This is a genomic window from Amycolatopsis mediterranei (assembly GCF_026017845.1).
GTDB lineage: Bacteria > Actinomycetota > Actinomycetes > Mycobacteriales > Pseudonocardiaceae > Amycolatopsis > Amycolatopsis mediterranei.
This window is the reverse complement of sequence record NZ_CP100416.1, coordinates 670,995-695,780: the sequence shown is the minus strand read 5'-3', so window position 1 is coordinate 695,780 and position 24,786 is coordinate 670,995. Positions and strand designations below refer to the sequence as shown.

Genomic DNA, 24,786 nt, shown 5'->3' with positions numbered 1-24,786 from the left:
GGCACCAGGAAGGGATGGCCATGACCGCCACCGCCAAGCCTTCGGCCAAGCCGGTCGACCTGTTCTCACCGGAAGTGGTCGCCGACCCGTTCGGCTGGTACGCGCGGTTGCGCGAAGAACCGTTGCCGCACACCGGGACGCTGAACCTCGGCACCATGATGGGCGGGCCGGACATGTGGCTGGCCACCCGCTACGAGGACGTGCTCACGGTCCTCACCGACCCGCGCTTCCTCACCAACCCGCCCGCGGACTCGCCCCTGGCCGACATCCGCGACGGCGTCTTCAAGGCGATGAACTTCCCCGAAGACCTCATCCCGTGGATGGCCAACAAGCTCAACACCGCCGACGGCGAGGACCACACCCGGCTGCGCAAGCTGGTCTCGTACGCGCTGACCGCGCGCCGCGTCAACGCGCTGCGGCCGCGCGTCGAGAAGATCACCGAGGACCTGCTCGACCGGATGGCGGAACAGGGCAAGGACGGGTCGCCGGTCGACATCGTCGAGGAGTTCTGCTTCCCGCTGCCGGTGACGGTCATCTGCGAGCTGGTCGGCATCGACGAACCCGACCGCGCGGCCTGGCACGCCTGGGGCAACGCGATGGCGACCATGGACGGGCCGAAGATCCCGCCCGCGCTGCGCGAGTGCATCGCCCTCTCGCGCGAGCTGATGGCCCGACGGCGCGTCGAGCCGAAGGACGACCTGGTCACCGCCCTGGTGCAAGCCCAGGCCGACGACCCGGGCCGGGTGTCCGACGACGAGATCGTCGGCATCCTGTTCAGCCTCGTCACGGCCGGGCACCAGACGACGACCTACCTGATCGGGAACTCGGTGCTCTTCCTGCTCGAGCAGCCGGAGCAGCTCGCGCGGCTGAAGGCCGAGCCGGCGCTGTGGGCGCAGGCCGTGCGCGAGCTGCAGCGCCTGGGCCCGCTGCAGTTCACGCAGGCCCGCTTCCCGTCCGAGGACGTCGAGCTCGGTGGCGTCACGATCCCGCGGGGGACGCCGGTCGCGCCGCTGCTGCTGGCCGCCAACACCGACCCGCGCAAGTTCCCGGAGCCGGACAAGCTGGTCGTCGACCGGCTGAGCGTCGCCAACGAGATGCACCTTTCGTTCGGCAAGGGCATCCACCGCTGCCTGGGCCAGCACCTCGCCTACCAGGAGGCCGAGGTGGCGCTGCACGGGCTGTTCACCCGGTTCCCGGACCTGGCTCTGGCCGTGCCGCGCGACGAGATCCCGTGGATCCTCCGGCCGGCGTTCACCCGGACCAAGACGCTCCCCCTGAAGCTCGCTTAGCCCGAAAGGCAGTCCCGCCGTGCACCGACCAGAAGCCGAGAAGTGGTTGCGCCGTTTCGAACGGGCACCGGACGCGCGAGCCCGGCTCGTGTGCCTGCCCCACGCCGGCGGCTCGGCCAGCTTCTTCTTCCCGCTCGCCAAGGCCCTCGCTCCCGCGGTGGAGGTCCTGGCGGTCCAGTACCCGGGCCGCCAGGACCGGCGGCACGAGCCGCCCGTCGACAGCATCGGCGGGCTGACGAACCGGCTGCTGGAGGTGCTGCGCCCGTTCGGCGACCGGCCGCTGGCGTTGTTCGGGCACAGCATGGGCGCGATCATCGGCTACGAACTGGCGTTGCGGATGCCCGAAGCCGGGCTGCCCGCGCCGGTGCACCTGTTCGCGTCCGGGCGGCGGGCGCCCTCGCGCTACCGCGACGACGACGTGCGCGGCGCGTCGGACGAACGGCTCGTAGCCGAGCTGCGGAAGCTCGGCGGTTCCGACGCGGCCATGCTCGCCGACCCCGAACTGCTGGCCATGGTCCTGCCCGCGATCCGCAGCGACTACCGCGCGGTGGAGACCTACCGGCACGAGCCCGGACGGCGGGTGGACTGCCCCGTCACGGTGTTCACCGGCGACCACGATCCGCGCGTGTCGGTCGGCGAGGCCCGCGCCTGGGAAGAGCACACCACCGGGCCGGCCGACCTGCGGGTGCTGCCGGGCGGTCACTTCTTCCTGGTGGACCAGGCCGCCCCGATGATCGCGACGATGACGGAGAAGCTGGCCGGCCCCGCGCTGACCGGATCCACGGGAGGGAACTCGTGACGCGAGCGGCTGTCCGGCGCGCGCTGGCGCCCAGCGAGAGCATCCACGCCGTGAAAGAGGCCTACATCGGGTACACCGTGCGTGCCGAGGGCCGGCTCGACCCCGAGGCGCTGACGACCGCGTTCGAAGCGGTCACTCGCGCCTACCCCCAGCTTTCGGCCTGCGTGGAGTTCACCGGCGAGGGCGCGGTGCTCGCCGAGTCCGACGCGCGGCCGGAGATCCGGTTCGCCGACGGCGATCCCGGCCGGCCACTCGAGGGATTGGACCTCGACCAGAGCCGTTCGCTGAGCGCGCTCAACGTCGTCCGCGACGGCGACGAAGCCAGTGTCTGCCTGGCGATCCAGCACAGTGTCGCCGACGCCCACCACGCCACCGCGATCCTCTCGGCGCTCTGGTCCTGCTACACCGACGTCATCGAGGGCGTGCCGCTCGACCTGGGCCGGCACCCGTACCCGCGGTCGCTGGAGGACCTGCTGGCCGAACGCGGCATCCACGCGAGCGTCCCGGCGGCGCCCTCGGTCCCACCGGCGGCACCGCCGCCCGCGTCCCGGCCGGACCCCGTCATCCGGCACGTCGTCCAGCACCGGCTGACCGAAGCCGAAACGACGGCGCTGGCGGAACTCGGCCACCGGGAGAAGGTGACGATCAACGGCCTGGTGTCGGGCGCGGTCCTGCTCGCCGAGGCCGAGATCCGTGACCTCCCGCTGACCGACCTCGTCTACCGGTACTCGGTGAACCTGCGCAGCAGGCTGACGCCCCCGGTCGGCGCGACCGAGGGCACGAACGTGCTGGGCGGGGTCGGGTTCAAGGTGACGGACGGGATCGCGCACGACGCCGTCGCGATCGGCCGGGCCATCGGCGAGCAGCTGCGGGCCGGCCTCGCCGACGGGTCCGTGCAGCGCAGCATCCTGGACATGTTCGCCCGGCCCGCCGCCGCGAAACCGTGGGACCCGAAGCTCGCCCTCGCCGTGGTCAGCATCATGAACTGGGGCGTCGCCCCGCCGATGCGCACGCCGGACGGCCTGCGGCTGACCAACCTGCACTCGGCGTCGCGGATGCGGGAAACCCTCGCGCTCGGCGGTTACGTGATGAGCAGCTTCGGCGGCCGGGTGGGCCTCGACGTGGGCTGGCCCGAGGGCGATCCTTCGCTGCCGCAGCGGCTGGACTGCCTGCGCGAACGGCTGGCCCGCCTGACTCGTGACCTGTGACCCTGTGAGGTTCTCTTGACGGACACGGACGTCGTCATCGTCGGAAACGGCCCGATCGGCGCCACGCTGTCGGTGCTGCTCGCGCAACGCGGTTGGCGGGTGACGGTGCTCGAACGCCGGCCCCGGCCGTACAAGCTGCCGCGGGCGACCAGCTTCGACGGCGAGACGGCCCGGCTGCTGGCCGCCACCGGCATCGGCCCGGACCTCGGCCGGATCACCGCGCCGGCCAACGGCTACCAGTGGCAGACCGCCGACGGGCAGACGCTGCTCGACATCGCCTTCACCACCGACGGCCCGTACGGCTGGCCGGACGCCAACACCATGCACCAGCCCGCGCTCGAGGAGCTCCTCGCGGCCCGGGCGGCGGACCTGCCCGGGATCACCGTGCTGCGCGGGCACGAAGTCGTGGCCATCACCGACGGCGACTCGTTCGTCCAGGTGACCGCCACCGGCGAAGACGACGTTCCGCGGACGATCTCGGGCCGGTGGGTGGTCGGCTGCGACGGTGCCAACAGCTTCGTGCGCGAGCACCTCGACGTGCCGGTGACCGACCTCGGCTTCTCCTACGAGTGGCTACTCTGCGACGTCCGGCTGAACGAGCCGCGCGAGTTCGTGCCGACGAACGTGCAGATCTGCGACCCGGCCCGGCCCACCACGCTGGTGGGCAGCGGGCCCGGCCGCCGTCGCTGGGAGTTCATGCGCCTGCCGGGCGAAAACGCGGCGGAGCTCAACAAGGACGAGACGGCGTGGCGGCTGATGGCCCCCTTCGGCGTCACCCCCGAAACCGCCACCCTGCTGCGCAGCACCACCTACATCTTCCAGGCCCGCTGGGCCGACCGGTGGCGGGTGGGGCACGTCCTGCTCGCCGGCGACGCGGCGCACCTGATGCCGCCGTTCGCCGGGCAGGGCATGTGCTCCGGCATCCGCGACGTCACCAACCTGGCGTGGAAGCTCGACCTCACGCTCCGCGGCTTGGCTCCGGAGTCCCTTTTGGACAGCTACGGGGACGAGCGGCGCGAGCAGGCGCGCGAGGCCATCCTCGCGTCGGTCCAGCTGGGCCGGGTGATCTGCGTGACGGACCCGGCGGCCGCCGCCGAGCGGGACTCGACCGTGCTGGCCAACCGCCGCGGCAAGCCCGCGGGCCGGCCGGAACCGGCGAAGCCGCTCACCGGCGGGCTGCGCCACGAAAGCCCGGGCGCGGGCGTGGTGGTGCCGCAGGGCCGGGTGCAGGTCGGCGACGCCACCGGGCTCTTCGACGACGTCATCGGCCGGGGTTTCGTCCTGCTGACCACCGAGGAGACCCACTCGGACTTCCTCACCGAACTCGGAGCCCACGTCGTCCGGCTCGACGAGGGGGTGGACGTCGACGACGTCTACCGGCCGTTCCTGGCCCGGTTCGGGGCGGCTTCGGTGCTCGTGCGGCCGGACTACCACGTCTTCGGCACGGCCGGGCCGGGCGGGCTCGAAGCCCTGGTCGGCGCCCTGCGCGACCGGCTGCGCGCCGCGGTGCCCACCGGCTAGCGCCCCAATGTGGCCTTGGTTGCGTTGAACGCACCCAATGTGGCCTTCGGTGCGTTGAACGCACCGAAGGCCACATTGGGGCGCTTGAGGCGGGTCAGAAGCTGCGCATGCCCGCCATCAGGCTCCGCAGTTCCACCGTCAGGTAGTTGCTGTGCGACAGCAGCGACATCAGCTGGTTCAGCGTGGTCCAGAGGAACCGGTCGTCCGGCTCGGCGGCGAAGTCGTCCTCGACCTCGATCACCAGGTAGCGGTTCTGCGCGTGGTAGAACCGGCCGCCTTCCTCGGAATGCACCACGTCCAGCCGGACGCGTCCGGTGGCGGCGGCCAGCGCGTAGTCGAGGTAGGGCGGGCGGTACTCCGCCGGCGCGTCGGCGTAGTTGCCGGGCTGGCAGTGCACCGTCGCGGTGAGCTCGGCGATGTTGAGCGTGCCCGCGTCACTGCGGGCCTGCACCAGAGCGTGCAGCGTGCCGCCGATCCGCTTGACCAGCAACGCGAGCAGGCCGGACTGCCGGGGCGCCACCAGCGGCTGGGTCCACGCGGTGACCTCGCGGTTGCTGGCTTCCACGGCCACCGCGACGACGTCGAAGTACTTGCCGTCGCGGTGGTCGATGACGTCGTGACCGAGCCGCCAGCCGTCTTCGACGATCTCCTTGAGCGGCACCCGGCGCTGCACCAGCTCCTGGCGGGCGCGCACCTCGGTGAGCCAGCTGAGGATGTGGCCCGGGTCGTGCACGGCCCGGCCGCGGCCCGAGAGCGAACGGTGGACCGCTTCGACGAACGAGCCGTCGCCGGTCGTCCGGTCGTCGGGCCGCGCCAAGGCGGGCGGGACGCACGCGAGAACCGTCCGGGAGTCCATGTTCACCATGTGGTCCAGCCGCAGCAGGCGCCGGATCTGGTCGAGCGTCAGCCAGCAGAAGTCCTCGTCCAGCGGGACGTCGTCGTCGGTCTCGACGACGATGTTGCGGTTGCGCTTGTGCAGGAACCACGACCCCTGCTCGGACTGCAGCCCGTCGAACAGCACGCGGCCGCGGGAGCCGGGCCGGAAGTACTCCATGTACTTGGTGGCCGCGCCGCCGTGGACCTTCATGTAGTTGCTGCGCGTGGCCTGCACGGTCGGCGAGATCTGCAGGCCGTTGATGTTGCCCGGCTCCATCTTCGCCTGCATCAGGCAGTGCGGGACCCCGTCGAACCGCTTGACGAGGATGCCGAGCACGCCGATCTCCGGCTGCACGATGATCGGCTGGGCCCACTCGCTCACCCAGGGCCGGTCGGTCCGGACGCGCAGGCCCTCGACCGAGAAGAACCGGCCGCTGGCGTGCACCAGGTTGCCCGTGTCCGGCTCGAAGTCCCAGCCGGACAGCTCCAGGAACGGAATCCGGTCCACCTGGAAGCGGTTCGCGCGTGCTCGCGCGTTGAACCAGGAGTGGAAGTCCGCCATGGACATGACCGCGTCGTCGGCCACGGCGTCGGAGCGTCCGTCCCGTGCCGTGTCCTCGTGTATCGCGCTGTGGACCACGTCACTCCCTTCCTCGGCTGCGGCGAGCCTAAGCCGGGCGGGACGCGGCAGGCATCCCCCGACCTGATAGGAACGGGTGGTCAGCGGAACGCGGGCATGACCTCGGCGGCGAAGAACTTCAGCAGCTTCTTCATCTCCTCGAGCGGCATCTGCCGCGTCGAGCCGAAGTCGCACAGGAGGTTGCCGTAGCCCATGTCCTGAATGGACCGGATCTGCCCGATGACGCGCTCGGGGTCGCCGATGACTTCCAGCTGGTTCCAGGCGAAGTCCTTCTCGGCCGAGAGGTCCTTGAGCCGTTCCAGGTGGTACTCGTAGCTCCTCGCGGCCCCGCCGGTCTTCAGGTCGATCGGCGCGTTGCCCGCCAGGAAGACCCGGGTCCGGTCGAACGCCGCCTCGAACCGGGCCTGCTCTTCGCGGGCCCGCTCGTCGGACTCGGCGACGTACACCACGCGGCTGGCGACGAGTTCGGCATCCCCCGCGTCGACGCCGTGGGCGGCGGCGGTCTTGTGCCAGGTCTCCGCGGCCTCGGCGATCCGCGCGAAAGGAGCAGCCGGGTCGGCCAGGATCGGCAGGCCGCGGGCGGCGTACTTCCGCACGGTCTCGGGGCTGATGGCGGCGACGTGCAGCGGCGGGTGCGGCCGCTGCACCGGCTTGGGCCACAGCGTCAGCGGGTGGGTGGTCTGCTGGAACCGGCCCCGGTACTCGAAATCGTCCGTGGTGAAGAGGCCGAGCAGCACGTCGAGGCACTCGTCGAACCGGTCGCGGGATTCGGCGAGGTCGAGCCCGAAGTTCTCGAACTCGATGCTCTGGTAGCCGCGGCCGAGGCCCAGCTCGAGCCGGCCGCCGGAGAGCAGGTCCACCATCGCGGCCTCCTCGGCCACGTGGATCGGGTCGCGCAGCGGCAGCACCACGATCCCGGTGCCGAGCCGCAGCCGTTCGGTGCGGGCCGCCAGGTGGGCGAGCATGGTGAGCGTGTTCGGCACGGTGCCGAAGTCGTGGAAGTGGTGCTCGGCCAGCCACACGCCGTCGAAGCCGAGCTCCTCCAGCAGCTCGACGAGCTCGACGTGGTAGCCGTAGACCTCCGGCGCGCTCATCCCGGCGAACTGGTGGAAGAGGTGGAAGGTGGAGAACTTCATCGGGCGGTTCGCCACGGGCGGGCTCCCTTCGTCGTGGTCCCCTACTTCCCGTGCAGGAGATCGATGACCGGGGCAAGCGCTTCGAGGTTGTGCTCGAGCACGGTGAAGTAGCTGAACCCGTAGCGCTCCCGGTGGGTTTCGAGCTGTTCGGCGATCTGCGCGGCGGTGCCGACGAGCACGGTCGGCAGTTCGGCGAGCTGGTCGACCGTGCGCTCGGGCATCCGCCGGTGTAATGCTTCCAGGCCGGCCCGGCGATCGGCGGTGACGTCGATGTAGTGGGCGAAGACGTTCAGTTCGACCTCGGCCGCCCGCGGGCCGAGCGCGGCCTTGGCGAACCCGACCCGGTCGGCGAGCTCGGCGGCGTCGGCCAGCAGCATCTTGTGCGAAGCGGTGGCGCCGATGAACGCGATGGTGTCCGCGTGCGCGGCGGCCAGGGTGAGCAGGCCGTTCCCGCGCCCGCCCAGCAGCAGCGGCGGGCCGGACGGCTGCGCCGGCCGCGGCTGGTGCGCCGGATCGGCGTAGCTCTTCTTGAGCTGCTCGATCGTCCGTTCCAGGTGCTCGAGCCGTTGCCGGGCTGTCGGAAAGGGAATTCCGGCGGCCTCGAATTCCGCTTCGACGTATCCCGCACCGAGGCCGAGTTCGAACCGGCCGCCGGTGAGCTGGTCGGTGCCGGTGACTTCCCGCGCGAGCAGCACGGGATTGTGGAAACCGGCGTTCAGCACGAACGTCGTGAGCCGGACGCGTTCGGTGTTCTCCGCGGCCAGCACCAGCGCCGGAAACGGCGCCGGCATGCCCAGGTGGTCACCCACCCCGATGACGTCGTAGCCGAGATCCTCGGCCTTGCGGCAGCTTTCGACCCAAGCCTGCCGCGGTGCGGGTGTGATGAGGTCGACCCCGAACCGGAACGGCTTCCTCCCAGTGGCCATAACGGCAAAGTACCAAGCATCGGACCGGTTGTCCGGCCGGTTTTCCCACCAGCGAGCGCTATCAGGACGAGGGATGCCCACACGGACTCGCCTGTCCTAGCGTGGGGAACGAACCGTGCCGCCGACCGCGCCCGTGAAGGAGATCCCGTGGCCCCACTGCGCATCGGGATCATGGGCTGCGCGAGCATCGCCGTCCGGAAGGTGCTTCCCGCCATGGCCGCCTCGCCCCGCACGGAAATCACGGCGATCGCCAGCCGGAACCCCGGCAAGGCCGCGGAAATCGCGCACGCCTACGGGTGCCGCGCGGTCGAGGGCTATTCGGCGCTGCTGGACCTCGACGAGGTCGAGGCCGTCTACATCCCCCTGCCGAACGCCGCGCACGCGGGCTGGATCGAGCTGGCGCTGACCGCCGGCAAGCACGTGCTGGCCGAGAAACCGTTGACCACCAGCGTTTCCCGAACCTGTGAGCTGATCGCCGCGGCCGGTGCGGCCGGGCTCGTGCTGATGGAGAACGTCATGTTCCTCCACCACAGCCAGCACACGGCGGTCCGGGACCTGCTGGCCGGCGGCGCGATCGGCGAGCTGCGGGCGTTCCACGCCGCCTTCGCCGTGCCGGCCCGCCCAGCCGGCGACATCCGCCACCGCGCCGAGCTCGGCGGCGGTGCGCTGCTGGACACCGGCGTCTACCCGGTGCGCGCGGCGATGTCCTTCCTGGGCAGCGAAGTCGACGTCGTTTCGGCGGTGCTCACCCGGCGCCACGGCCGGCCCGTCGACTCCGCCGGGCAGGCGCTGCTGTGCACCGCCGACGGGGTGAGCGCGTCCGCGACCTTCGGGATCGACCACGCCTACCGCTCCGGATACGAACTTTGGGGCAGCGAAGGGCGGATCGTCCTCGACCACGCCTTCACCCCGCCCGCCGACCACCTCCCCGTGGTCCGCCTCGAACGGCGTTCGGGCGTCGACGAAATCCCGCTGCCGCCCGACGACCAGGTGGCGAACACGCTCACCGCCTTCGCCGCGGCCGTCCGTTCGGGACGGCTGCCCGACAACGACGACGTGGCCCGCCAAGCCGTGCTCGTCGACGACATCCGCACCAAGGCGAGGCTTTACGTCGATCACGCCCCCGAGCCGGTGGGCTGAGGCCAGGAGGAACAGATCGTGACGATGACCGTGCAGAAAGCGCCGTCCCAGCTGCTGGCGGCCAAGCTGCAGATCCCCCCGATCCCCTACAGCCACGCCGCCGGGTCCTGGGTGTACGCCTCCGACGGCACGCGCTACCTCGACGGCGCCAGCGGGATCGTCAACGTGAACATCGGCCACGCCCACCCCACGGTGGTCGCGGCCCTGCGGGACCAGGTCGGGATCTGCACCTACGCCAGCCCCGGCACGTTCGCGCCCGACCTGATGGAGCAGCTGGCCGCGGCCGCCGCCCGGGCGGTGCACCGCCCGGACGACCGGGTGATGTTCACCCCCACCGGCACGCACGCAACGGAATCCGCCATCGCGCTGGCCCGGCTGGTGCAGCGGGCCCGCGGCGAAGAGGGCAGGCACAAGATCCTGACCTCGACGCTGGGCTACCACGGCAACAGCGCGTTCGTGCTCGCCCTGTCGGGCCACCGGTCCCGGCGGCCGCACGAGGACGACAGCTTCGGCCTCGCTCCGGCGTTCAACCCGCCCTACCCCGGCCAGCACCTCGGCTGCCCGTTCGACGCCTGCCGGGTCGAGTGCGTGCGCGCGGTGCGCGACGCGATCGTCGCGGCCGGCCCGGAGAGCGTCGCCGCGGTGCTGATGGAGCCGGTCAACGGCACGACCGGCGGCGGGTACGTCCCGCCGGCGGGCTACCTGCGGGCGCTGCGCGAGGTCTGCGACGAGTTCGGCGTCCTCGTCATCCACGACGAGGTCCTCACCGGGCTGGGCCGCTGCGGGCTCCCGCTGGCCTCGCACCACACGCCGGGCTCGGCGGCGGACATCGTCACGCTGTCGAAGGGCCTCGGCGCGGGGTACGTCCCGCTGGCGGCCACGATGCTCTCGCCGGACCTGGCCGAGGACATCATGACCAGCGGCAAGTGGCTGCCGCTGATGGGCACGATGTCGGCGACCCCGCTGCAGGGCCGGGCCGGGCTGGCGGTGCTTTCGGTGCTGGAGGAGCTCGGCGCCCTCGACCGCGACGAAGTCCGCGGCGCGGCCCTCGGCCGGCTCGTGGCCGACGCCGTGCGCGGCCGGCAGGTGGTGACGGACGTCCGCGGGCTCGGGTACTTCTACGGCATCGAGCTGGCTCCCGGCACGCTCGGCGACGTCATGCGGATCACCCGGAGCCGGGGCCTGCTGCTGTACCCGTACGTCGGCTTCCGCCCCGACCGCACGGGCGAGGGCCTGCTGGTGGCCCCGCCGCTCAACGCGACCGACGGCGATCTCGGCTTCCTCGGCGAGACGCTGGGCGCGGCACTGGACCAGCTGAACTGACGACCGACGCGGAAAGGCCCGGGACGACGCGGTCCCGGGCCTTTCGCCGTAAGTGCTTCAGGAAGCCACGGACACTTCGAGCCGCACGCGCGCCTCCCGCAGCGCGAGGCACTCCTCGTACCGCGGCAGCAGGCCCAGCTCGCCGGCCTCCCGCAACGTCGGCGCCGCCGCGTCGCGCTCGGACAGGATCGGCTCGCCCGGCAGGTTCAGCGGGAGGCCGATTTCCGGGTCCAGCGGCTGCACGGTGAGCACCTCCGCCGGCCGGTAGAGGTCGGACAGCAGGTACTGGACGCACGTGTCGTCTTCGAGGGACACGAACGCGTGGCCGAGGCCTTCCTCGACGTACACCGCGGTCCCGCCGTGCTGGTTGAGCACGATCATGTCCCACTGGCCGAACGTCGGGGAACCGGTCCGCACGTCGACGACGAAGTCGAGCAGCGAACCGCGCAGGCACGTCACGAACTTCGCCAGGCCGGGCGGGGTCATCGCCCCGTGCACGCCGCGCACGACGTTGCGGCACGACGTCGAGACGTTCGTTTGCAGGAACCGCGGCCGGTAGCCGAGCGCCTCGGTGAGCACGTCCTGGCGGTAGACCTCGAAGAAGTCGCCGCGCTCGTCGCCGAACGACTGGGACGTGACCACGTGTGCGCCGTCGATGGCCAGCGGCTGAACGGTCATGCTGCGGGTGCTGACGCTACCCATGTCCTTTTAGGACGCTTCCCGGACGAGCTGCTCGATGCGCAGCGCCACTTCGTTCGGCGAGGGCAGCTCGGCGATCTCCCGGGCGAGCCCGCCCGCGGCCGCCTTGAACGCCGGGTCGGCGACCAGCTCGCCGCACGTCTTCGCGATGACCTCGCTCGTGGCTTCCTCGGGCGAGAGCACGACCGCGGCGCCGGTGTCGGCGAGCCGGCGGGCCATCGCGTTGGCGCGGAAGAGGTTGGGGTCCGGGAGCAGCACCTGCGGCACGCCGAAGCTCAGGCCCGTCATCATCGTGCTGCCGCCGGTCTGGTGCACCAGGACGTCACAGGTCGGCGCGACGACGTCCAGCGGGATCCAGCCCGCCCGCACGTTCTTCAGCCGCTCACGCAGTTCCGGCGCCGCGTCTTCGGTGACGGCCACGACGACTTCGGCGTCCAGGGTGGCGACCTGTTCGACGACGGCCTGCAGGAAGTCGTACTGGTTGTAGTTCGCGACCCCGGTGCCGATGGTGACGCCGATCCGGGTGCCCGCGCTCTTGGTGTACATCCACGGTTCCAGCACCGACTGCGAGTTGCCGGGGATCCACCGCATCGGCTGGCCGCCCTTGAGGTCGTCCGGCAGCAGGCTCGGCGGCGCGATCTCGATCGTCATGGCGGGCTCGGGCAGGCCGTCCAGGCCGAGTTCCGTCAGCTGCTCGCGCAGCTGGTCCTCGGCACCCTGATCCATCAGCCGCGGGGTGTGGATGTCCCAGGCGTGGCGCACGTACGGCACGCCGAGGTGGGCGGCCAGCAGCGGGCCGGAGTAGGAGGTGACGCCGCTGACGATGACGTCCGGGCGCCAGTCCTTGCTGAACGCCAGCAAGGCGTCCAGGGTCACGTACTCCATGTGCGCGTACCAGCGGCCGGCCATGACTTCGCGCTCTGCCGGGTCTTCCGGCACGTGCGTCAGGCCGCTTTCGGCGATGACCTGCCGCGGGGTGACGCCCGGCGCCGTGGTCCGCACCGCGGACAGCCCGACGCCGGCGATCGTGTCGACCATCTCGTCGACCGACGCCGTGGTCATCACCTGGTGCCCGGCGTTGCGCAGGGCGTTCGCGAGCGGGACGTGGCTGAACACCGTCGACGGGGCGACCCCGGCGAGATTTAGAACCTTCACAAGATCGTCCTCCCAGGGGTGGCTCGTGGTCGGCTCCAGCTTGCCCACGGAGAAGCCCGGGGCCATCACCAACGCGGGTAGTCTCCGCCGTTCGCCCCGAGCGGCCTACCACGTTGAGGGATGTCCCGTCACGCAGGCGCTTCTAGCGTGACAGGAGCGTCAGGTCCGCAATCCGCACTCGAGGAGCAGGGATCGATACGACATGGTCGACTCAGCCCGATCGGACCTGCTGACGCAGGTTCGCGACTACCACGACGCCCAGTCCCCCGGGCCGGCGCCGTTCATCCCGGGGCAGACACCGATCCTGTCGTCCGGGGCGGTGCTGGACGCCGCCGACCGCGAAGCCCTGGTGGCCGCCGCGCTCGACCTGCGCATCGCCTCCGGCACCATCGCGACGAAGTTCGAGTCGTCCTTCGCCCGGAAACTCAAGCGGCGCAAGGCGGTGCTGACGAACTCCGGCTCGTCGGCGAACCTGCTGGCGCTGAGCACGCTGACGTCCCCGACGCTGGGCGACGAGCAGCTCAAGCCGGGCGACGAGGTCGTCACGGTCGCGGCCGGCTTCCCGACCACGGTGAACCCGATCCTGCAGAACGGCATGATCCCGGTGTTCGTCGACATCGAGCTCGGCACGTACAACACGACCGCCGAACGGGTCGAAGCGGCGATCTCCCCGCGCACGCGCGCCATCATGATCGCCCACACGCTGGGAAATCCTTTCCCGGTGGCGGAAATCGCCGAAATCGCCCAGCGCCACGGCTGCCACCTCATCGAGGACAACTGCGACGCCGTCGGCTCCACCTACCAGGGACAGCTCACCGGCACGTTCGGCCGGTTCTCGACGGTGTCCTTCTACCCAGCCCACCACCTGACCATGGGCGAGGGCGGCATGCTGCTGTCCTCGGACATCAAGCTGGCCAAGCTGGCGAAGTCGTTCCGCGACTGGGGCCGCGACTGCTGGTGCGAGCCCGGCGAGGACGACCGCTGCCTGAAGCGGTTCGACCTGCACCTCGGCACGCTGCCGGAGGCCTACGACCACAAGTACGTCTTCTCCGAGGTCGGCTACAACCTCAAGAGCACCGACATCCACGCCGCGCTCGGGCTGAGCCAGCTGGCGAAACTGCCGGACTTCGTCGACGCCCGCAAGCGCAACTGGCGTCAGCTGCGCGAAGGCCTCGACGGCCTGCCCGGGCTGATCCTGCCGGAGGCCACGCCGGGCAGCGACCCGAGCTGGTTCGGGTTCATCATCACGGTGAAACCCGACGCCGGCTTCGACGTCCCGGAGGTCGTCGAGTACCTCGAGGCGCGCAACATCCGCACCCGGCGGCTGTTCGCGGGCAACCTGACCCGCCACCCCGCCTACATCGGCAAGCCGCAGCGCATCGCCGGCCCGCTGACCAACAGCGACATCGTCACCGAGCGGACGTTCTGGATCGGCGTCTACCCGGGGATCACCACGGAGATGATCGAGTACGTGATCGGCACGCTCAAGGAGTTCGTCGCCACGCACTGACCGAGTGCGGTCCACAGTGGACTTTGACGGACCGGCCGCGCGCTGCCGATTTCAACACGAAAGGAAGGACCCCATGACCACCACTGCCGAGACTTCGGCCGAACCGGTCGACCTGTTCTCCCCGGAAGTGGTCGCCGACCCGTGGGGAGCGCACGCGGCGGTCCGCGAGGCGCCGACGCTGCAGATCGGCGGCTTCATGGGCGGGCCGCCGATGTACCTGGCCGCCCGCTACGAAGACGTCCGCCAGGTCCTGATGGACCAGCGGTTCCAGTGCAACCCGCTGGCCGATTCCCCCGCCGAGGACATCCGCAACGGCGTCTTCCGGCACCTGGACATGCCGGAGGAGCTGATCCCCTGGCTGAAGAACCTCATCAACGCCTCCGACGGCGAGGAGCACGCCCGGCTGCGCAAGCTGGTCTCCTACGCGCTCACCGCGCACCGGGTCGGCAAGTTCCGCCCCCGGGTCGAAGAGCTCACCGCGGAGCTGCTCGACAAGCTGGAAGCGGCGGGCGGTGACGGCACGCCGATCGACCTCGTCGAGTCGTTCTGCTACCCGCTGCCGGTCACCGTGATCTGCGAGCTGGTCGGCGTCGACCACGAAGACCGGCCGCAGTGGCGTGCGTGGAGCGACGCGATGGCCACCCTGGACGGCAAGCGGCTCCCGGAAGAAGTGCGCAAGACCCTCGCCGCCGCCCGCGGGATGATCGAGCGGCGCCGCGCCGAGCCGAAGGACGACATGGTCACCGCGCTCGTCGAGGCGCAGGCCAAGAACCCCGGCATCGCCACCGACGACGAGCTGGTCGGCGTCCTGTTCAGCCTGGTCACCGCCGGGCACCAGACGACCACCTACCTGATCGGCAACTCGGTGCTGGCCCTGCACGAGCACCCCGACCAGCTCGCGCGGCTCAAGGCCGACCCGTCGCTGTGGCCGCAGGCCGTGCGCGAACTGCAGCGCCTGGGCCCGATCCAGTTCGGGCAGCCGCGGTTCGCCACCGAGGACATCGAGGTGGGCGGCACGGTGATCCCGCGCGGCATGCCCGTGGTGCCGCTGATCATGGCCGCCAACAGCGACCCGCGGAAGTTCCCCGAGCCGGAGAAGCTGCAGATCGACCGGCTCGCCGTCGGCAGCGAGAGCCACCTCGGCTTCGGCAAGGGCATCCACCGCTGCCTCGGCCAGCACGTCGCCTACCTGGAGGCGGAAGTGGCCCTGCGCGGCCTGTACACCCGGTTCCCGGACATGACGCTGGCGGTGCCGCGCGAAGAGATCCCGTGGATCCTGCGGCCCGGCTTCACCCGGACCAAGGACCTCCCGGTGCGGCTCGCCCGGCCGGCGTCCTGAGCCAGCTCGTCGCTCGAGGAGGATTTTCCCTTGACGGAGACCGTCGCCTTCCCGCAAGACCGCACCTGCCCGTACCAGCCGGCGCCGGGTTACGAACCGCTCGCCGACCGGCGCCCGATCGCCGAGGTCACCCTCTACGACGGCCGCAAGGCCTGGGCGGTCACCGGGCACGAACTGGCCCGCAAGCTGCTGTGCGACCCGCGCATCTCCAGTGACCGGACCAATCCCGCGTGGCCGATGGTCAGCGCGGCCGCGGCCGTCGAGTTCACCGACGTCCAGCAGAAGGTCATCAAGCTGCTCACCGCGCTGGTGGGCGTCGACGGCCCGGCCCACCGGGCGCGGCGCAAGCTGGTGCAGGCGGGGTTCACGGTCAAGCGGATCGACTCCCTGCGGCCGAAGATCCAGGCGCTCGTCGACCGGCAGATCGACGAGATGATCGCCGAAGGCGCTCCGGTGGACCTGCTCAAGAAGTTCGCTTCGCCGGTGCCCCTGATCGCGTTGTGCGATCTGCTCGGCATCCCGCACGAGGACCAGGACTACTTCGAGAAGAAGGCGCACCAGATCCTGTTCGGGCCGGACGCCGGCGGGGCCTACGACGAGCTGATGGCCTACCTGACGAAGCTGATCGACAAGGCCGAGCAGAACCCGGGCGAAGAGGGGTTCCTGCAGGCCCTGCTCGCCGAGCGCGACCCGTCGAGCGACGTGGACCACGAGGAAATCCTGCAGATGTTCCTCATCGTGCTGGTGACCGGGCACGACACGACGTCGAGCTCGATCGGGCTCGGTGCCTTCACGCTGCTGCAGCACCCGGAACGGCTGGCCGAGCTGCGGGCGGACCCGTCGCTGATGCCCGCCGCGGTGGACGAGCTGACCCGGTTCGTGGTCGTCCCCGACGGCCTGCAGCGGGTGGCCGCGGACGACATCGAGGTCGACGCGGACACCACCATCCGCAAGGGCGACGGTGTGTTCTTCCTGTTCTCGCTCATCAACCGGGACGAGGAAGCCTACGAGGACGGCGACCGGCTGGATTGGCACCGCCCGACGTTCCGCGACCACCTGACCTACGGGTTCGGGACGCACCAGTGCGCGGGGATGAACCACGCGCGCGCCATCATGGAAATCGCTTTCCGGCGGCTGATCGACCGGCTGCCGGGATTGCGCCTGGCGGTCCCGGCCGACGAAGTCCGGGTCAAGCCGGGGGACGCGTTCCAAGGACTGGCCGAGCTGCCCGTCACTTGGTAGCGCGTCGTCAGCCGCTTCGGCCGGCCGGGTTCCGGCCGGCCGAAGCGGCTTTTCGGGGAACGACCACGTCTGGAGGGGACCGCGGTGGACCTGAGCATGACCGAGAAGGAAGAGCAGGAGTTCCTGGCCGGCAAGCACATCGGCGTGCTGGCGGTGCACCGGCGAAGCGGCCCGCCGCTGGCGGTACCGATGTGGTACGGCTACTCCCCCGGCGGCGACGTGCTGTTGTGGACCGACGGCGAGGACACCTTGAAGGGCAGGCTGATCAAGAAGAACGGCGCCTTCACCTTGGTGGTCCAGAACGAGGATCCGCCCTACCGGTACGTTTCCGTGTCGGGTCCGGTGACGGCGTGGGAAGAAGCCACCGTCGAGGCCGCGTATTCGGTGGCGTCGCGGTACCTGCCAGAGCGGCAGGCGCGGGAGTTCGTCGAGGCGTTCAACGCGGGCCACGTGATCATCCGGATGACGCCGGACCGCTGGCGCAGCGTCGACTACGGCAAGACGTCGAACGTCCTCACCGACCGCGAAGGGACCCGGCTGCGGGAACACGTGCAGACGGCCCGGCGTGGGCGCGGGCGCGACTGAGCCGCGTCACCCGCCGGCGACCATGCCGGTGAACAGCCAGTTCAGCCCGCGGTCGAAGTCCCGGTCCCGCAGCTGCTCCATCGACTGGTCGCCGTCCCGCTCCAGCAGGCCGCCCTGCTCCAGCGTCGAGGACATCGCCGCCATGCTGCCCGTCACCTCGGCGGCGAACTCCTCCGCCGTGCGGCCCGTTTCGGCGAGGTGCTCCAGCCAGCGGCTCTCCGTCGCCGTGAAGCCGTAGACGTACTGGAAGACCACGTTCAGCGCCGCCGAGCGGTCCTTCAGCGGCAACGGTGAGCAGGCCATCACCGCCTGGGCGCACTCGGTGAAGCGGAGGCTGCTCGGGCCGATGTTCAGGTACTCGCCGTAGCAGCGGATCGCCCACGGGTGGGCCACCATCGTGCGGCGCCACGCGCGGGCGAGCGCGCGCAGGTCCTCGCGCCAGTCGTTGCCGTCGTCGAGCGACGGGAGCTCGATCTCGCCGGCCACCGCATCGAGGGCCAGCTCGAGCAGGTCGTCCTTGTTCGCGACGTACCAGTACACCGACATCGGGGTCACGTTGAGTTCCTCGGCCAGCAGCCGCATCGAGAACTTCGCGTCGCCCTCGGCGTCGAGGACGCGGACCGCGGTGGCGACGATCTTTTCGCGGTCGAGCTCGGATTCGCCGGCCCGGTGCTTGCGGGCCGGCCGCGGGGAAAGCCACACGCTCTCGCGGGGCTGCGAGGCCCGTTTGCCCATCGTGGCCCTCCCTTCTCACCGGAGGTCAACGGTAAAGGGGGCAGGGTGCGTGGCGCCACGCACCCTGCCTGATCGTGGGGCCGCCTCAGGCCGCCTGGTGCGCCTCCGACCGGGCCGCCCGGCGCAGCAGCAGGCCGGCGAGCAGGCCGCCGAGGACCACGGCCAGCGCCCCGATCAGCTCGCTGGCGCGCACGCCGCCGGCGAAGGCGTCGCGCACCTGCGCCTGCAGTGCGGGGGTCCGCGCCTGGAGCAGCGCTTCGTGCAGCGAACCGGCGGCGCCGGCACCGAGGCCGATCGGCAGCAGCGCGGCGAACCGCGAGTTGAGCACGGCGCCGAGGATGGCGACGCCGAGCCCGCTGCCGAACTGGTTCACGGTGCCCTGCACCGCGGCTCCCGCCCCCGCCTTCTCGGCCGGGATCGAGGTCATGATGGCGTTGGCCATGGCGGGCATGGCCAGCGCGATACCGCCACCCATGACGAGCAGGCCGGCCAGCATTCCGCCGTACCCGCGATCGGGCGTGCCCAGCACGGCCACCATGGCGAGCCCGACGGCGTTCAGCGTCATCCCGACGGCGATCGTCATGGCGATGCCCAGCTTCTCGAGCAGCTTCGCGCCGAGCCCGGCGACGTTCAGCGCGACGACCACCAGCGCGAGCGGAGCCGTCCGGAGCCCGGCCTCCAGGGGGTCGTAGCCGAGCACGAGCTGCAGTTGCTGCGTCAGCAGGAAGACCGAGCCGCCCATCCCGAAGGCGACCAGCAGGCCGCCGGAGATCGCGCCGTTGAACCGGCGGTTGCGGAATAAACCCATGTCGAGCATGGGGTGCGGCACGTGCAGCTCCCACCGGACGAACGCGGCCAGCGCGGCCACGCCGATGCCGGCCGCCACCAGGACGGTGGCCGAGGCCCAGCCGTGCTCCGGGCCGGAGATGATCGCGTAGACGATCCCGGCCATGCCGATCGTGGAGAGCGCGGCACCGACCAGATCGGGCCGGGCGCCTTGCGGGTCCTTGGATTCCGGCACGAGTTTCGCCACGGCGACGCAGCCGAGCAGCGCCACCGGGATGTTGATGAGGAAGATCGAGCCCCACCAGAAGTGCGCGAGCAGCGCGCCGCCGATCAGCGGGCCGCTGGCGTAGCCGAAGGAGCTGACCGCGCTCCACAGCCCGATCGCCTTCGGCAGTTCTTTTTCGTCGAAGACCTGCATGACGACGGCCAGCGTGGTGGTGGTCAGCAGCGCACCGCCGATGCCCATCCCGGCCCGCGCGGCGATCAGCTGCCCGGACGACAGGCTGAACGCCGCGGCCAGCGAACCCACGCCGAACAGCAGGAGCCCGGCGAGCAACGACCGTTTCCGGCCGTACCGGTCACTGAAACTGCCGGCCGTCAAAAGCAGCCCGGATTGGACGAGGGCGTAGGCGTTGATCATCCATTGGATATCGGCGGTGGTGGCGCCGAGATCTTCGGTGAGCTTGGGGATGGCCAGGTTCAAAACCGTGTTGTCGACCAGGACGACCAGCTGGGCCAGCGAGATGACGGCCAGAATCAGCCAGCGCCGTGGATTCCGGGTTTCGGTCACCGCCGCCGTGGCGTGCATTTCGCGCAAGAGGACTCCCCCGGTAGCGAATTGCGTCCGACAAGTTCTTATACACCATATAAGGGTCGGTGGGCGGAGCGCAAGGGCGGGGGTCGGGAGGGTTTCGGCGCCTGCGGTGACCAGCGATGACGACGCCGGAGGTGACCACGCTGCTGGGGGCGGTCGCCAGGCGCGCGGCCATCCAGGCGTGGCTCAGCGGCCGGTCACCGGGCGGAACGGCGAACGGGACCGCACCTGGCAGCCGCCGCCGGGCGCGCGGCCGCCGCCGATCCGGCGAGCCACCCCGGCGCCAGGCTTCAGCGGCCGGTCACGTGCCGCAGGACCGCGAACTGCTCCTCCTGCTCACGCCGGCTGATCGCCGCGTCCGTGCACCGGGCCGAGCCATGAAACGTGCCCGGGAACAGATGCAGCTCGACGTTCACCCCCGCCGCCTGCATCGCCACCGCGTACGCGATCCCTTCGTCCCGCAGCGGGTCGAACTGCTTCACCGCGACGTATGCCGGCGGCAGCCCGCTCAAGTCGGTCGCGCGGGCCGGGGCTGCGTAGTACGGCACCGCGTCCGTAGCCCGGACACCCGGTCCGAGGTAGGCGTCCCAGCTGATCTCGGCCTGCGGCCGGTTCCACAACGGCGTGTCGACGAACTCGCGCATGCTCGGCGTCTCGAGCCGGTCGTCCAGGACCGGGGCGTTCAGGAACTGGTAGGCGATGGGCGGCCCGCCGCGGTCGCGGGCCAGCAAGGCCAAGCCGCCGCTGAGGCAGCCTCCCGAGCTGATGCCGTACGTGACGATCCGCCTCGGGTCCACGCCCAGCTCCTCCGCGTGCCCGACGAGCCAGCACAAGCCGGTGTAGACGTCCTCGAGCGGGCCGGGGTAGCGCGTCTCCGGTGCCAGCCGGTAGTCCACCGACACCACCGCGATCCCCAGCGCCCGGACCAGCTCGACGCAGGGCACCAGGGCGACGTCGAGGTCGCCGACCACGAACCCGCCGCCGTGGACGAAGTACAGGGCCGCCGGCGTCCGTGGCCGGACCGGGCGGTAGACGCGCAGCGCCACCTCGTGCCCGTCGCCGGGGACCCGGACGTCGTCGATCCGCAGGCCCGCCGTGTCCGGCCTCGGCAAGCGCTCTCTGAGCTCGCGGACGCCCGCCCGGGCCAGGGCGAGGTCGCCGAGGTCGGTGACCGGCAGGGCCGGCACTGCGGTGGCGAGCTCGGGGTCGAACGCATAGACCATGGTGCCTCCGTGACAAGACGGGGCCGCACGGCGCGGGCGGGTGCCCGTGCGGTGCGGCCCGGAGAGAAGAAAGCGGTTACGCCATCAGGTCGGTTTCGGTGATGCCCGGCCCCTGACCGGCGCGGATGAACCACTCGGTGCCGAACATGGTGCGGAACGTGTCCTCCGGCAGGTCCGTGAACAGCGTGGACTGCGGGGTGATCTGGCTGGCGTGGGCGAGCAGCGCCTTGCGCTTGTACTCGGTGTACGCGGAGACGTCGACGCGGCAGGTGAGCTCGGCCTCCGGGGTGCCGAAGTCCGGGCCCGCGGGCAGGTCGACGCCGGCCTGCTCGGCGAGCACGCGCTGGTTCGCCTTGATGTGCTCGCGGTTGATCGTGGACTGGAAGACCTTCGCCGTGCCCGCCAGTTCCGCGGCCCGCGTGCCGACGCGGTGCACCTGGATGTGGTCGGGGTCGCCGTAGGTGCCCTTCTCGTCGTACACCGTCAGCACGTCCGCCCGCTCCTCGCGCAGGATCGCGGCGAGCTTCCGCGCCGCTTCCTCGACGTCGGCGGTCTGGAACGTGCCGGCGCCGTCGGCCGCGGCCGTCATCCCGGAATCGGTGTAGCCGAGGAACTCGAGCCGGTCCACCCCGAGCACGTCGGCGGCCGCCCGGGCTTCGACGGCCCGTCGGTCGCCCAAGGTCTCGCCCTCGGCGAGGAGACCGTCCGGGTTGTAGCCGAGTTCGCCGCGGGTGGCGAGCACGAGGACGACGCGGTGGCCGTCCTCGTGGGCCTTGCGCAGGACGCCTCCGCAGGTGGTGGTGTCGTCGTTGGGGTGTGCGTGGAAGGAAACGAGAGTGCCCATGGCGCCGAACCTACGCACGCGAGACGCGCGCGGGATCCCGCAGGTGAGCAGTGCTGCGAGGCCGGCTCACGGCACTTCCCCCGCCGCCACCAGCCCGGCGAGGGCCACCGCTCCCCGCAACGACGACAGCCCGCCCAACGCGGCCGGTTCCACCGGCAGCGGCGCCTGACCCTGTCGCACCAGATCCGCCAGGAACCCCGACACCGACGGCACGATCTCCGGGATCCCCGCCGCGAACCCGCCGCCGATCAGCACGCGGTCCGGGTGGACCAGCTCCTGGACGCCGGTCACCGCGGCCGCCAGCGCCCGGGTGCTTCCTTCCAGCGCGTCGGCCGCCCACGGCTCTCCGTTGCGCAGCGCCCGCTGCAGCCGGTAGTAGGTGACGTCCGCTCCGCGCAACAGGCTCGCGCGGCGGAGGGTCGCCGGGCCGGAGGCGAGTGCCTGCAGGCAGCCGCGGCGGCCGCACACACAGCGGACGCCGCCCATCTCCACGATCACGTGGCCGATCTCGAACGAACCGCGGCCGAGGCCGGGGCACGGCACGCCACCCAGGACCAGGCCGCCGCCGATGCCGGTGCCGATCCCGATGTACAGCAGGTTCTCGCAGCCCGACGCCCGGGACTCGGCGAGCGCGCCGAGATCGCCGTCGTCCGCCCAGGCGACCGCCGCTTCGGGGAACAGCGAGTGCAACGCCGTTTTCAGGTCCACCCCGGTCCACTCCGGGCGGCTGGGCCAGGTCGCGACCCGGCCGTCCGCGCCGACGGTGCCGGGCATGGCGACCCCGACCGCCTCCAGCGGCGTGCCGATGCGCTCCCGCAGCCGGGCCACGTGGCCGGCCAGCTGGGCGAGGTCGTCCTCGGCACTGTGCCGGGCTCCCCAGCTGAACGAGGTTTCCTCGATACAGGCGGAGCCGGACTCGACGCGGAAGGCGACTTTCGTGCCTCCCACGTCGATGCCGAGGTGGTACGGGGTGCCCACGCCGTCAGCGGCCGGGCACCGACGGACAGAGCGCGAGCAGGTCGGCCGGCTGTCGCAGCACCACGTCGGGACCGGCGGCGAGCAGCTCGCCGATGTCGTCCGGGGGCGCCCACAGCGCGGCGGCCGACGCGACGCCGGCGCCTCGGGCGCTGGCCAGGTCGGTGGGGGCGTCGCCGATCATGATGGCCGCCTCCGGCGGGACGTCCAGCAGGTCCAGCGCGTGGCGCACGATGTCGGGCGCCGGCTTGGGCCGGGCGACCTCGTCGGAGCCGATGACGTGCTCGAAGAACGGGAGCAGGCCGAGGTTGTCGAGCAGGGACCGGGCCCGCGGCCCGCTCTTGCCGGTGGCGATGGCCAGCCGCAGGCCACGCGTCCGCAGCGTCAGGAGCAGCTCGGTGACCCCGTCGAAGACCTGGACTTCGCCGGCGAGGCGGTAGCTCTCGCGGACGAAGGGTTCCTCCATCTCCAGTGGAAGGTCCATGATCCGCATGATATCCGGAAAGTATCGACCGAGGTGGCGCCGATACTCCTCGAAGGGCGCGGGCCCGTCGCCGACCACCTCGGCGTAGGCGATGGCGAAGGCCTCGCTCATCACCGCGAAGCTGTCGACGACGACCCCGTCGAGGTCGAAGATGACCGCGTGCCGGACCGGTGCCGAGGGATCGGCCCCGGTGTCCGGCCGGTCGACGATCGGGAATGTCATGGAGCGCTCCTTCATCACTGGTACGCCGGAACCGCACCCCGGCCGCGCGCCGAGCCCGCGGAGGCGTAGAAGTTCTCGATCATCGAGACGATCGGCCGCGCTTCGGCGACGGCCCGGCCGCGGTGGCCGGGATCGGCCAGCATCGCGGCGAGGTCGCTCACCTGGCGCGTGTATTCGACGCCGATGCGCTCGAGCGGCACGGGCAGCCGGGTGGTGGTGCCCTCGCGGGTCACCGACAGCACGGGCTCGGGCTCGCGGTTGGGGCTGAAGCCGAAGGTGCACCGCAGGTCCGCGGTGCCGGCGCTGCCCTCGACGTGGATCACCGAGACGTCCCGCGCCTGGTGCGAGGCCCAGCTCGCCCGCAGGGAGACCGAGACGCCGTCGTCGCGGACCAGGAAGCCGCGCGCGGTGTCCTCGACGTCGGCGGCGTCCGCGCCGAGCTGGTCCTGCCGCCACGCCGCACGCCAGGCGCCGGCGTTGACGAAGTCGTCCGACGTCACGCCGATGACCTGGGTGAAGGCGGCCGGGCCGAGCAGGAACGCGAGCGTGTCGAGCAAGTGCCAGCCGAGGTCGTACAGCGCTCCCCCGCCGGCCTTCTCGCGCTGGGTGAACCAGCCGCCCGCGCGCGGGACACCCCGCGCCCGGATCCAGCCCAAGGCGACGTGCCGGATCTCGCCCAGCTCCGGCAGGAGCCGCCGCAGCGCACCGACGTCACCGCGGTAGCGGGCGGCACTGCCGGCCAGCAGCATCCCGCCGCTGCGTTCGGCCGCCGCGAGGACGTCGATCTCGGCGGAGTTCAGGCACACCGGCTTCTCGAGGAAGACGGAGATCCCGGTGGCGAGCAGCGCGCCCGCCACCTCGGTATGCAGGTAGTTGGGCACCGCGACGACGGCGAGGTCGACCTCGCGCGCGGTCAGCGCGGACACCGCGGCGTGCGTGGGGATGCCGGTCGCCTTCGTGAACGCCTGCCGCGACGCCGGATCGGCGTCCACCGCGGCGACCACCTCGAAGTCAGCGTGCTCGCGCAGCAGGGGCAGCCACAGTTCCCGGCCGGCCCAGCCGAGCCCGACCACCGCGGCCCGGACGCTCATGCGCACCCCTCGCTGACGCTCGGCGTGGCCTGAGCGGCACGCGCTGTGTTGGATGATTCGCTCGCGAGCTCGCTCATGCGCACCCCTCGCTGACGCTCGGCGTGGCCTGAGCGGCACACGCTGTGTTGGATGATTCGCTCGCGAGCTCGCTCATGCGCACCCCTCGCTGACGCTCGGCGTGGCCTGAGCGGCACGCGCTGTGTTGGATGATTCGCTCGCGAGCT

Annotated in this window: 22 protein-coding genes; 10 read left to right on the top strand and 12 right to left on the bottom strand. The window is 71.4% G+C overall.

Translation table 11 applies throughout. From position 1 onward, the window contains the following. Positions 1 to 14: 14 nt before the first annotated feature. Genes ISP_RS03335 through mhpA form a run of 4 tightly spaced genes read left to right on the top strand, consistent with a single transcriptional unit; the run spans position 15 to position 4,817 of the window. Positions 15 to 1,289 (top strand): cytochrome P450 family protein, encoded by a 1,275-nt coding sequence (locus tag ISP_RS03335; RefSeq protein ID WP_013222579.1) that lies wholly within the window; start codon positions 15 to 17, stop codon positions 1,287 to 1,289. A 46-nt stretch (positions 1,290 to 1,335) separates the two neighbouring features. Continuing rightward, positions 1,336 to 2,088, top strand: coding sequence for a thioesterase II family protein (locus tag ISP_RS03330; RefSeq protein WP_013222578.1), 753 nt, complete (start codon positions 1,336 to 1,338; stop codon positions 2,086 to 2,088). Further along, a complete protein-coding gene (locus ISP_RS03325; protein ID WP_013222577.1) occupies positions 2,085 to 3,296 on the top strand; it encodes a phthiocerol/phthiodiolone dimycocerosyl transferase family protein in 1,212 nt (403 codons plus the stop codon). The genes ISP_RS03330 and ISP_RS03325 overlap by 4 nt, the downstream gene beginning before the upstream one ends. Positions 3,297 to 3,311: 15 nt before the next feature. Beyond that, on the top strand, positions 3,312 to 4,817 hold the full coding sequence (gene mhpA / locus ISP_RS03320; RefSeq protein WP_013222576.1) for a bifunctional 3-(3-hydroxy-phenyl)propionate/3-hydroxycinnamic acid hydroxylase MhpA: 1,506 nt from the start codon (positions 3,312 to 3,314) through the stop codon (positions 4,815 to 4,817). A gap of 94 nt (positions 4,818 to 4,911) precedes the next feature. Here the strand turns inward: mhpA and ISP_RS03315 are convergent, their stop codons facing one another. The 3 genes from ISP_RS03315 to ISP_RS03305 form a co-directional block, all read right to left on the bottom strand. After that, entirely contained in the window at positions 4,912 to 6,333 is a 1,422-nt protein-coding gene (locus ISP_RS03315) for an NDP-hexose 2,3-dehydratase family protein (protein ID WP_013222575.1), read from the bottom strand. Between the two features lie 80 nt (positions 6,334 to 6,413). Continuing rightward, a complete protein-coding gene (locus ISP_RS03310) occupies positions 6,414 to 7,484 on the bottom strand; it encodes an LLM class flavin-dependent oxidoreductase (RefSeq protein WP_013222574.1) in 1,071 nt (356 codons plus the stop codon). A gap of 26 nt (positions 7,485 to 7,510) precedes the next feature. Continuing rightward, positions 7,511 to 8,395, bottom strand: a complete 885-nt coding sequence (locus ISP_RS03305) for a TIGR03621 family F420-dependent LLM class oxidoreductase (RefSeq protein ID WP_013222573.1) — start codon at positions 8,393 to 8,395, stop codon at positions 7,511 to 7,513. A gap of 147 nt (positions 8,396 to 8,542) precedes the next feature. On the opposite strand from ISP_RS03305, the gene ISP_RS03300 reads away from it, so the two are divergent. Continuing rightward, complete coding sequence (locus tag ISP_RS03300) at positions 8,543 to 9,535, top strand: Gfo/Idh/MocA family protein (protein WP_013222572.1); 993 nt, start codon at positions 8,543 to 8,545, stop codon at positions 9,533 to 9,535. Positions 9,536 to 9,559: 24 nt separating this feature from the next. Next, a complete protein-coding gene (locus tag ISP_RS03295; RefSeq protein ID WP_034285933.1) occupies positions 9,560 to 10,858 on the top strand; it encodes a class-III pyridoxal-phosphate-dependent aminotransferase in 1,299 nt (432 codons plus the stop codon). Positions 10,859 to 10,915: 57 nt separating this feature from the next. On the opposite strand, the gene ISP_RS03290 is transcribed toward ISP_RS03295, so the two are convergent. Both ISP_RS03290 and ISP_RS03285 read right to left on the bottom strand, forming a co-directional pair. Next, entirely contained in the window at positions 10,916 to 11,536 is a 621-nt protein-coding gene (locus ISP_RS03290) for a dTDP-4-dehydrorhamnose 3,5-epimerase family protein (protein WP_013222570.1), read from the bottom strand. A gap of 30 nt (positions 11,537 to 11,566) precedes the next feature. Next, positions 11,567 to 12,778 carry a glycosyltransferase gene (locus ISP_RS03285; protein WP_014466577.1) on the bottom strand — a complete coding sequence of 404 codons (1,212 nt, stop codon included), beginning with the start codon at positions 12,776 to 12,778 and terminating at the stop codon, positions 11,567 to 11,569. Between the two features lie 136 nt (positions 12,779 to 12,914). Between ISP_RS03285 and rfbH the strand changes: the two genes are divergently transcribed. From rfbH to ISP_RS03265, 4 genes are all read left to right on the top strand, one after another. Further along, entirely contained in the window at positions 12,915 to 14,222 is a 1,308-nt protein-coding gene (gene rfbH, locus ISP_RS03280; protein WP_013222568.1) for a lipopolysaccharide biosynthesis protein RfbH, read from the top strand. Positions 14,223 to 14,295: 73 nt separating this feature from the next. Then, on the top strand, positions 14,296 to 15,561 hold the full coding sequence (locus ISP_RS03275) for a cytochrome P450 family protein (RefSeq protein WP_013222567.1): 1,266 nt from the start codon (positions 14,296 to 14,298) through the stop codon (positions 15,559 to 15,561). A 30-nt stretch (positions 15,562 to 15,591) separates the two neighbouring features. Beyond that, positions 15,592 to 16,803 carry a cytochrome P450 gene (locus ISP_RS03270; RefSeq protein ID WP_013222566.1) on the top strand — a complete coding sequence of 404 codons (1,212 nt, stop codon included), beginning with the start codon at positions 15,592 to 15,594 and terminating at the stop codon, positions 16,801 to 16,803. Positions 16,804 to 16,899: 96 nt separating this feature from the next. Beyond that, on the top strand, positions 16,900 to 17,388 hold the full coding sequence (locus tag ISP_RS03265; RefSeq protein WP_230468694.1) for a pyridoxamine 5'-phosphate oxidase family protein: 489 nt from the start codon (positions 16,900 to 16,902) through the stop codon (positions 17,386 to 17,388). A gap of 6 nt (positions 17,389 to 17,394) precedes the next feature. Here ISP_RS03265 and ISP_RS03260 read toward each other — a convergent pair whose 3' ends face one another. The 7 genes from ISP_RS03260 to ISP_RS03230 form a co-directional block, all read right to left on the bottom strand. Then, the gene (locus ISP_RS03260; protein ID WP_013222564.1) at positions 17,395 to 18,123 is read right to left on the bottom strand and encodes a TetR/AcrR family transcriptional regulator; all 729 of its coding nucleotides are present in this window, start codon (positions 18,121 to 18,123) and stop codon (positions 17,395 to 17,397) included. 85 nt (positions 18,124 to 18,208) lie between these two features. Further along, complete coding sequence (locus ISP_RS03255; protein WP_014466576.1) at positions 18,209 to 19,717, bottom strand: MFS transporter; 1,509 nt, start codon at positions 19,715 to 19,717, stop codon at positions 18,209 to 18,211. 296 nt (positions 19,718 to 20,013) lie between these two features. Beyond that, positions 20,014 to 20,946: an alpha/beta hydrolase gene (locus tag ISP_RS03250; RefSeq protein WP_013222562.1), complete on the bottom strand. Its 933-nt coding sequence runs from the start codon at positions 20,944 to 20,946 to the stop codon at positions 20,014 to 20,016. Between the two features lie 76 nt (positions 20,947 to 21,022). Beyond that, positions 21,023 to 21,790, bottom strand: a complete 768-nt coding sequence (locus ISP_RS03245; protein ID WP_013222561.1) for a PIG-L deacetylase family protein — start codon at positions 21,788 to 21,790, stop codon at positions 21,023 to 21,025. Positions 21,791 to 21,856: 66 nt separating this feature from the next. Then, on the bottom strand, positions 21,857 to 22,768 hold the full coding sequence (rifN, locus tag ISP_RS03240; RefSeq protein ID WP_013222560.1) for a kanosamine kinase: 912 nt from the start codon (positions 22,766 to 22,768) through the stop codon (positions 21,857 to 21,859). Positions 22,769 to 22,772: 4 nt separating this feature from the next. Next, the gene (locus tag ISP_RS03235; RefSeq protein WP_013222559.1) at positions 22,773 to 23,471 is read right to left on the bottom strand and encodes an HAD-IA family hydrolase; all 699 of its coding nucleotides are present in this window, start codon (positions 23,469 to 23,471) and stop codon (positions 22,773 to 22,775) included. Between the two features lie 14 nt (positions 23,472 to 23,485). After that, positions 23,486 to 24,562 carry a Gfo/Idh/MocA family protein gene (locus ISP_RS03230; protein WP_013222558.1) on the bottom strand — a complete coding sequence of 359 codons (1,077 nt, stop codon included), beginning with the start codon at positions 24,560 to 24,562 and terminating at the stop codon, positions 23,486 to 23,488. Between the last annotated feature and the right edge of the window lie 224 nt (positions 24,563 to 24,786).

What these genes read in the sequence shown, in the direction of transcription:
- ISP_RS03335 (WP_013222579.1), top strand. Translation starts at nt 15, where the DNA reads ATGGCCATGACCGCCACCGCCAAGCCTTCGGCCAAGCCGGTCGACCTG.
- ISP_RS03305 (WP_013222573.1), bottom strand. Translation starts at nt 8,395, where the DNA reads ATGGCCACTGGGAGGAAGCCGTTCCGGTTCGGGGTCGACCTCATCACA.
- ISP_RS03295 (WP_034285933.1), top strand. Translation starts at nt 9,560, where the DNA reads ATGACCGTGCAGAAAGCGCCGTCCCAGCTGCTGGCGGCCAAGCTGCAG.
- ISP_RS03290 (WP_013222570.1), bottom strand. Translation starts at nt 11,536, where the DNA reads ATGACCGTTCAGCCGCTGGCCATCGACGGCGCACACGTGGTCACGTCC.
- ISP_RS03285 (WP_014466577.1), bottom strand. Translation starts at nt 12,778, where the DNA reads ATGGCCCCGGGCTTCTCCGTGGGCAAGCTGGAGCCGACCACGAGCCAC.
- rfbH (WP_013222568.1), top strand. Translation starts at nt 12,915, where the DNA reads ATGGTCGACTCAGCCCGATCGGACCTGCTGACGCAGGTTCGCGACTAC.
- ISP_RS03275 (WP_013222567.1), top strand. Translation starts at nt 14,296, where the DNA reads ATGACCACCACTGCCGAGACTTCGGCCGAACCGGTCGACCTGTTCTCC.
- ISP_RS03265 (WP_230468694.1), top strand. Translation starts at nt 16,900, where the DNA reads ATGACCGAGAAGGAAGAGCAGGAGTTCCTGGCCGGCAAGCACATCGGC.
- ISP_RS03260 (WP_013222564.1), bottom strand. Translation starts at nt 18,123, where the DNA reads ATGGGCAAACGGGCCTCGCAGCCCCGCGAGAGCGTGTGGCTTTCCCCG.
- ISP_RS03255 (WP_014466576.1), bottom strand. Translation starts at nt 19,717, where the DNA reads ATGCACGCCACGGCGGCGGTGACCGAAACCCGGAATCCACGGCGCTGG.
- ISP_RS03250 (WP_013222562.1), bottom strand. Translation starts at nt 20,946, where the DNA reads ATGGTCTATGCGTTCGACCCCGAGCTCGCCACCGCAGTGCCGGCCCTG.
- ISP_RS03245 (WP_013222561.1), bottom strand. Translation starts at nt 21,790, where the DNA reads ATGGGCACTCTCGTTTCCTTCCACGCACACCCCAACGACGACACCACC.
- ISP_RS03235 (WP_013222559.1), bottom strand. Translation starts at nt 23,471, where the DNA reads ATGACATTCCCGATCGTCGACCGGCCGGACACCGGGGCCGATCCCTCG.
- ISP_RS03230 (WP_013222558.1), bottom strand. Translation starts at nt 24,562, where the DNA reads ATGAGCGTCCGGGCCGCGGTGGTCGGGCTCGGCTGGGCCGGCCGGGAA.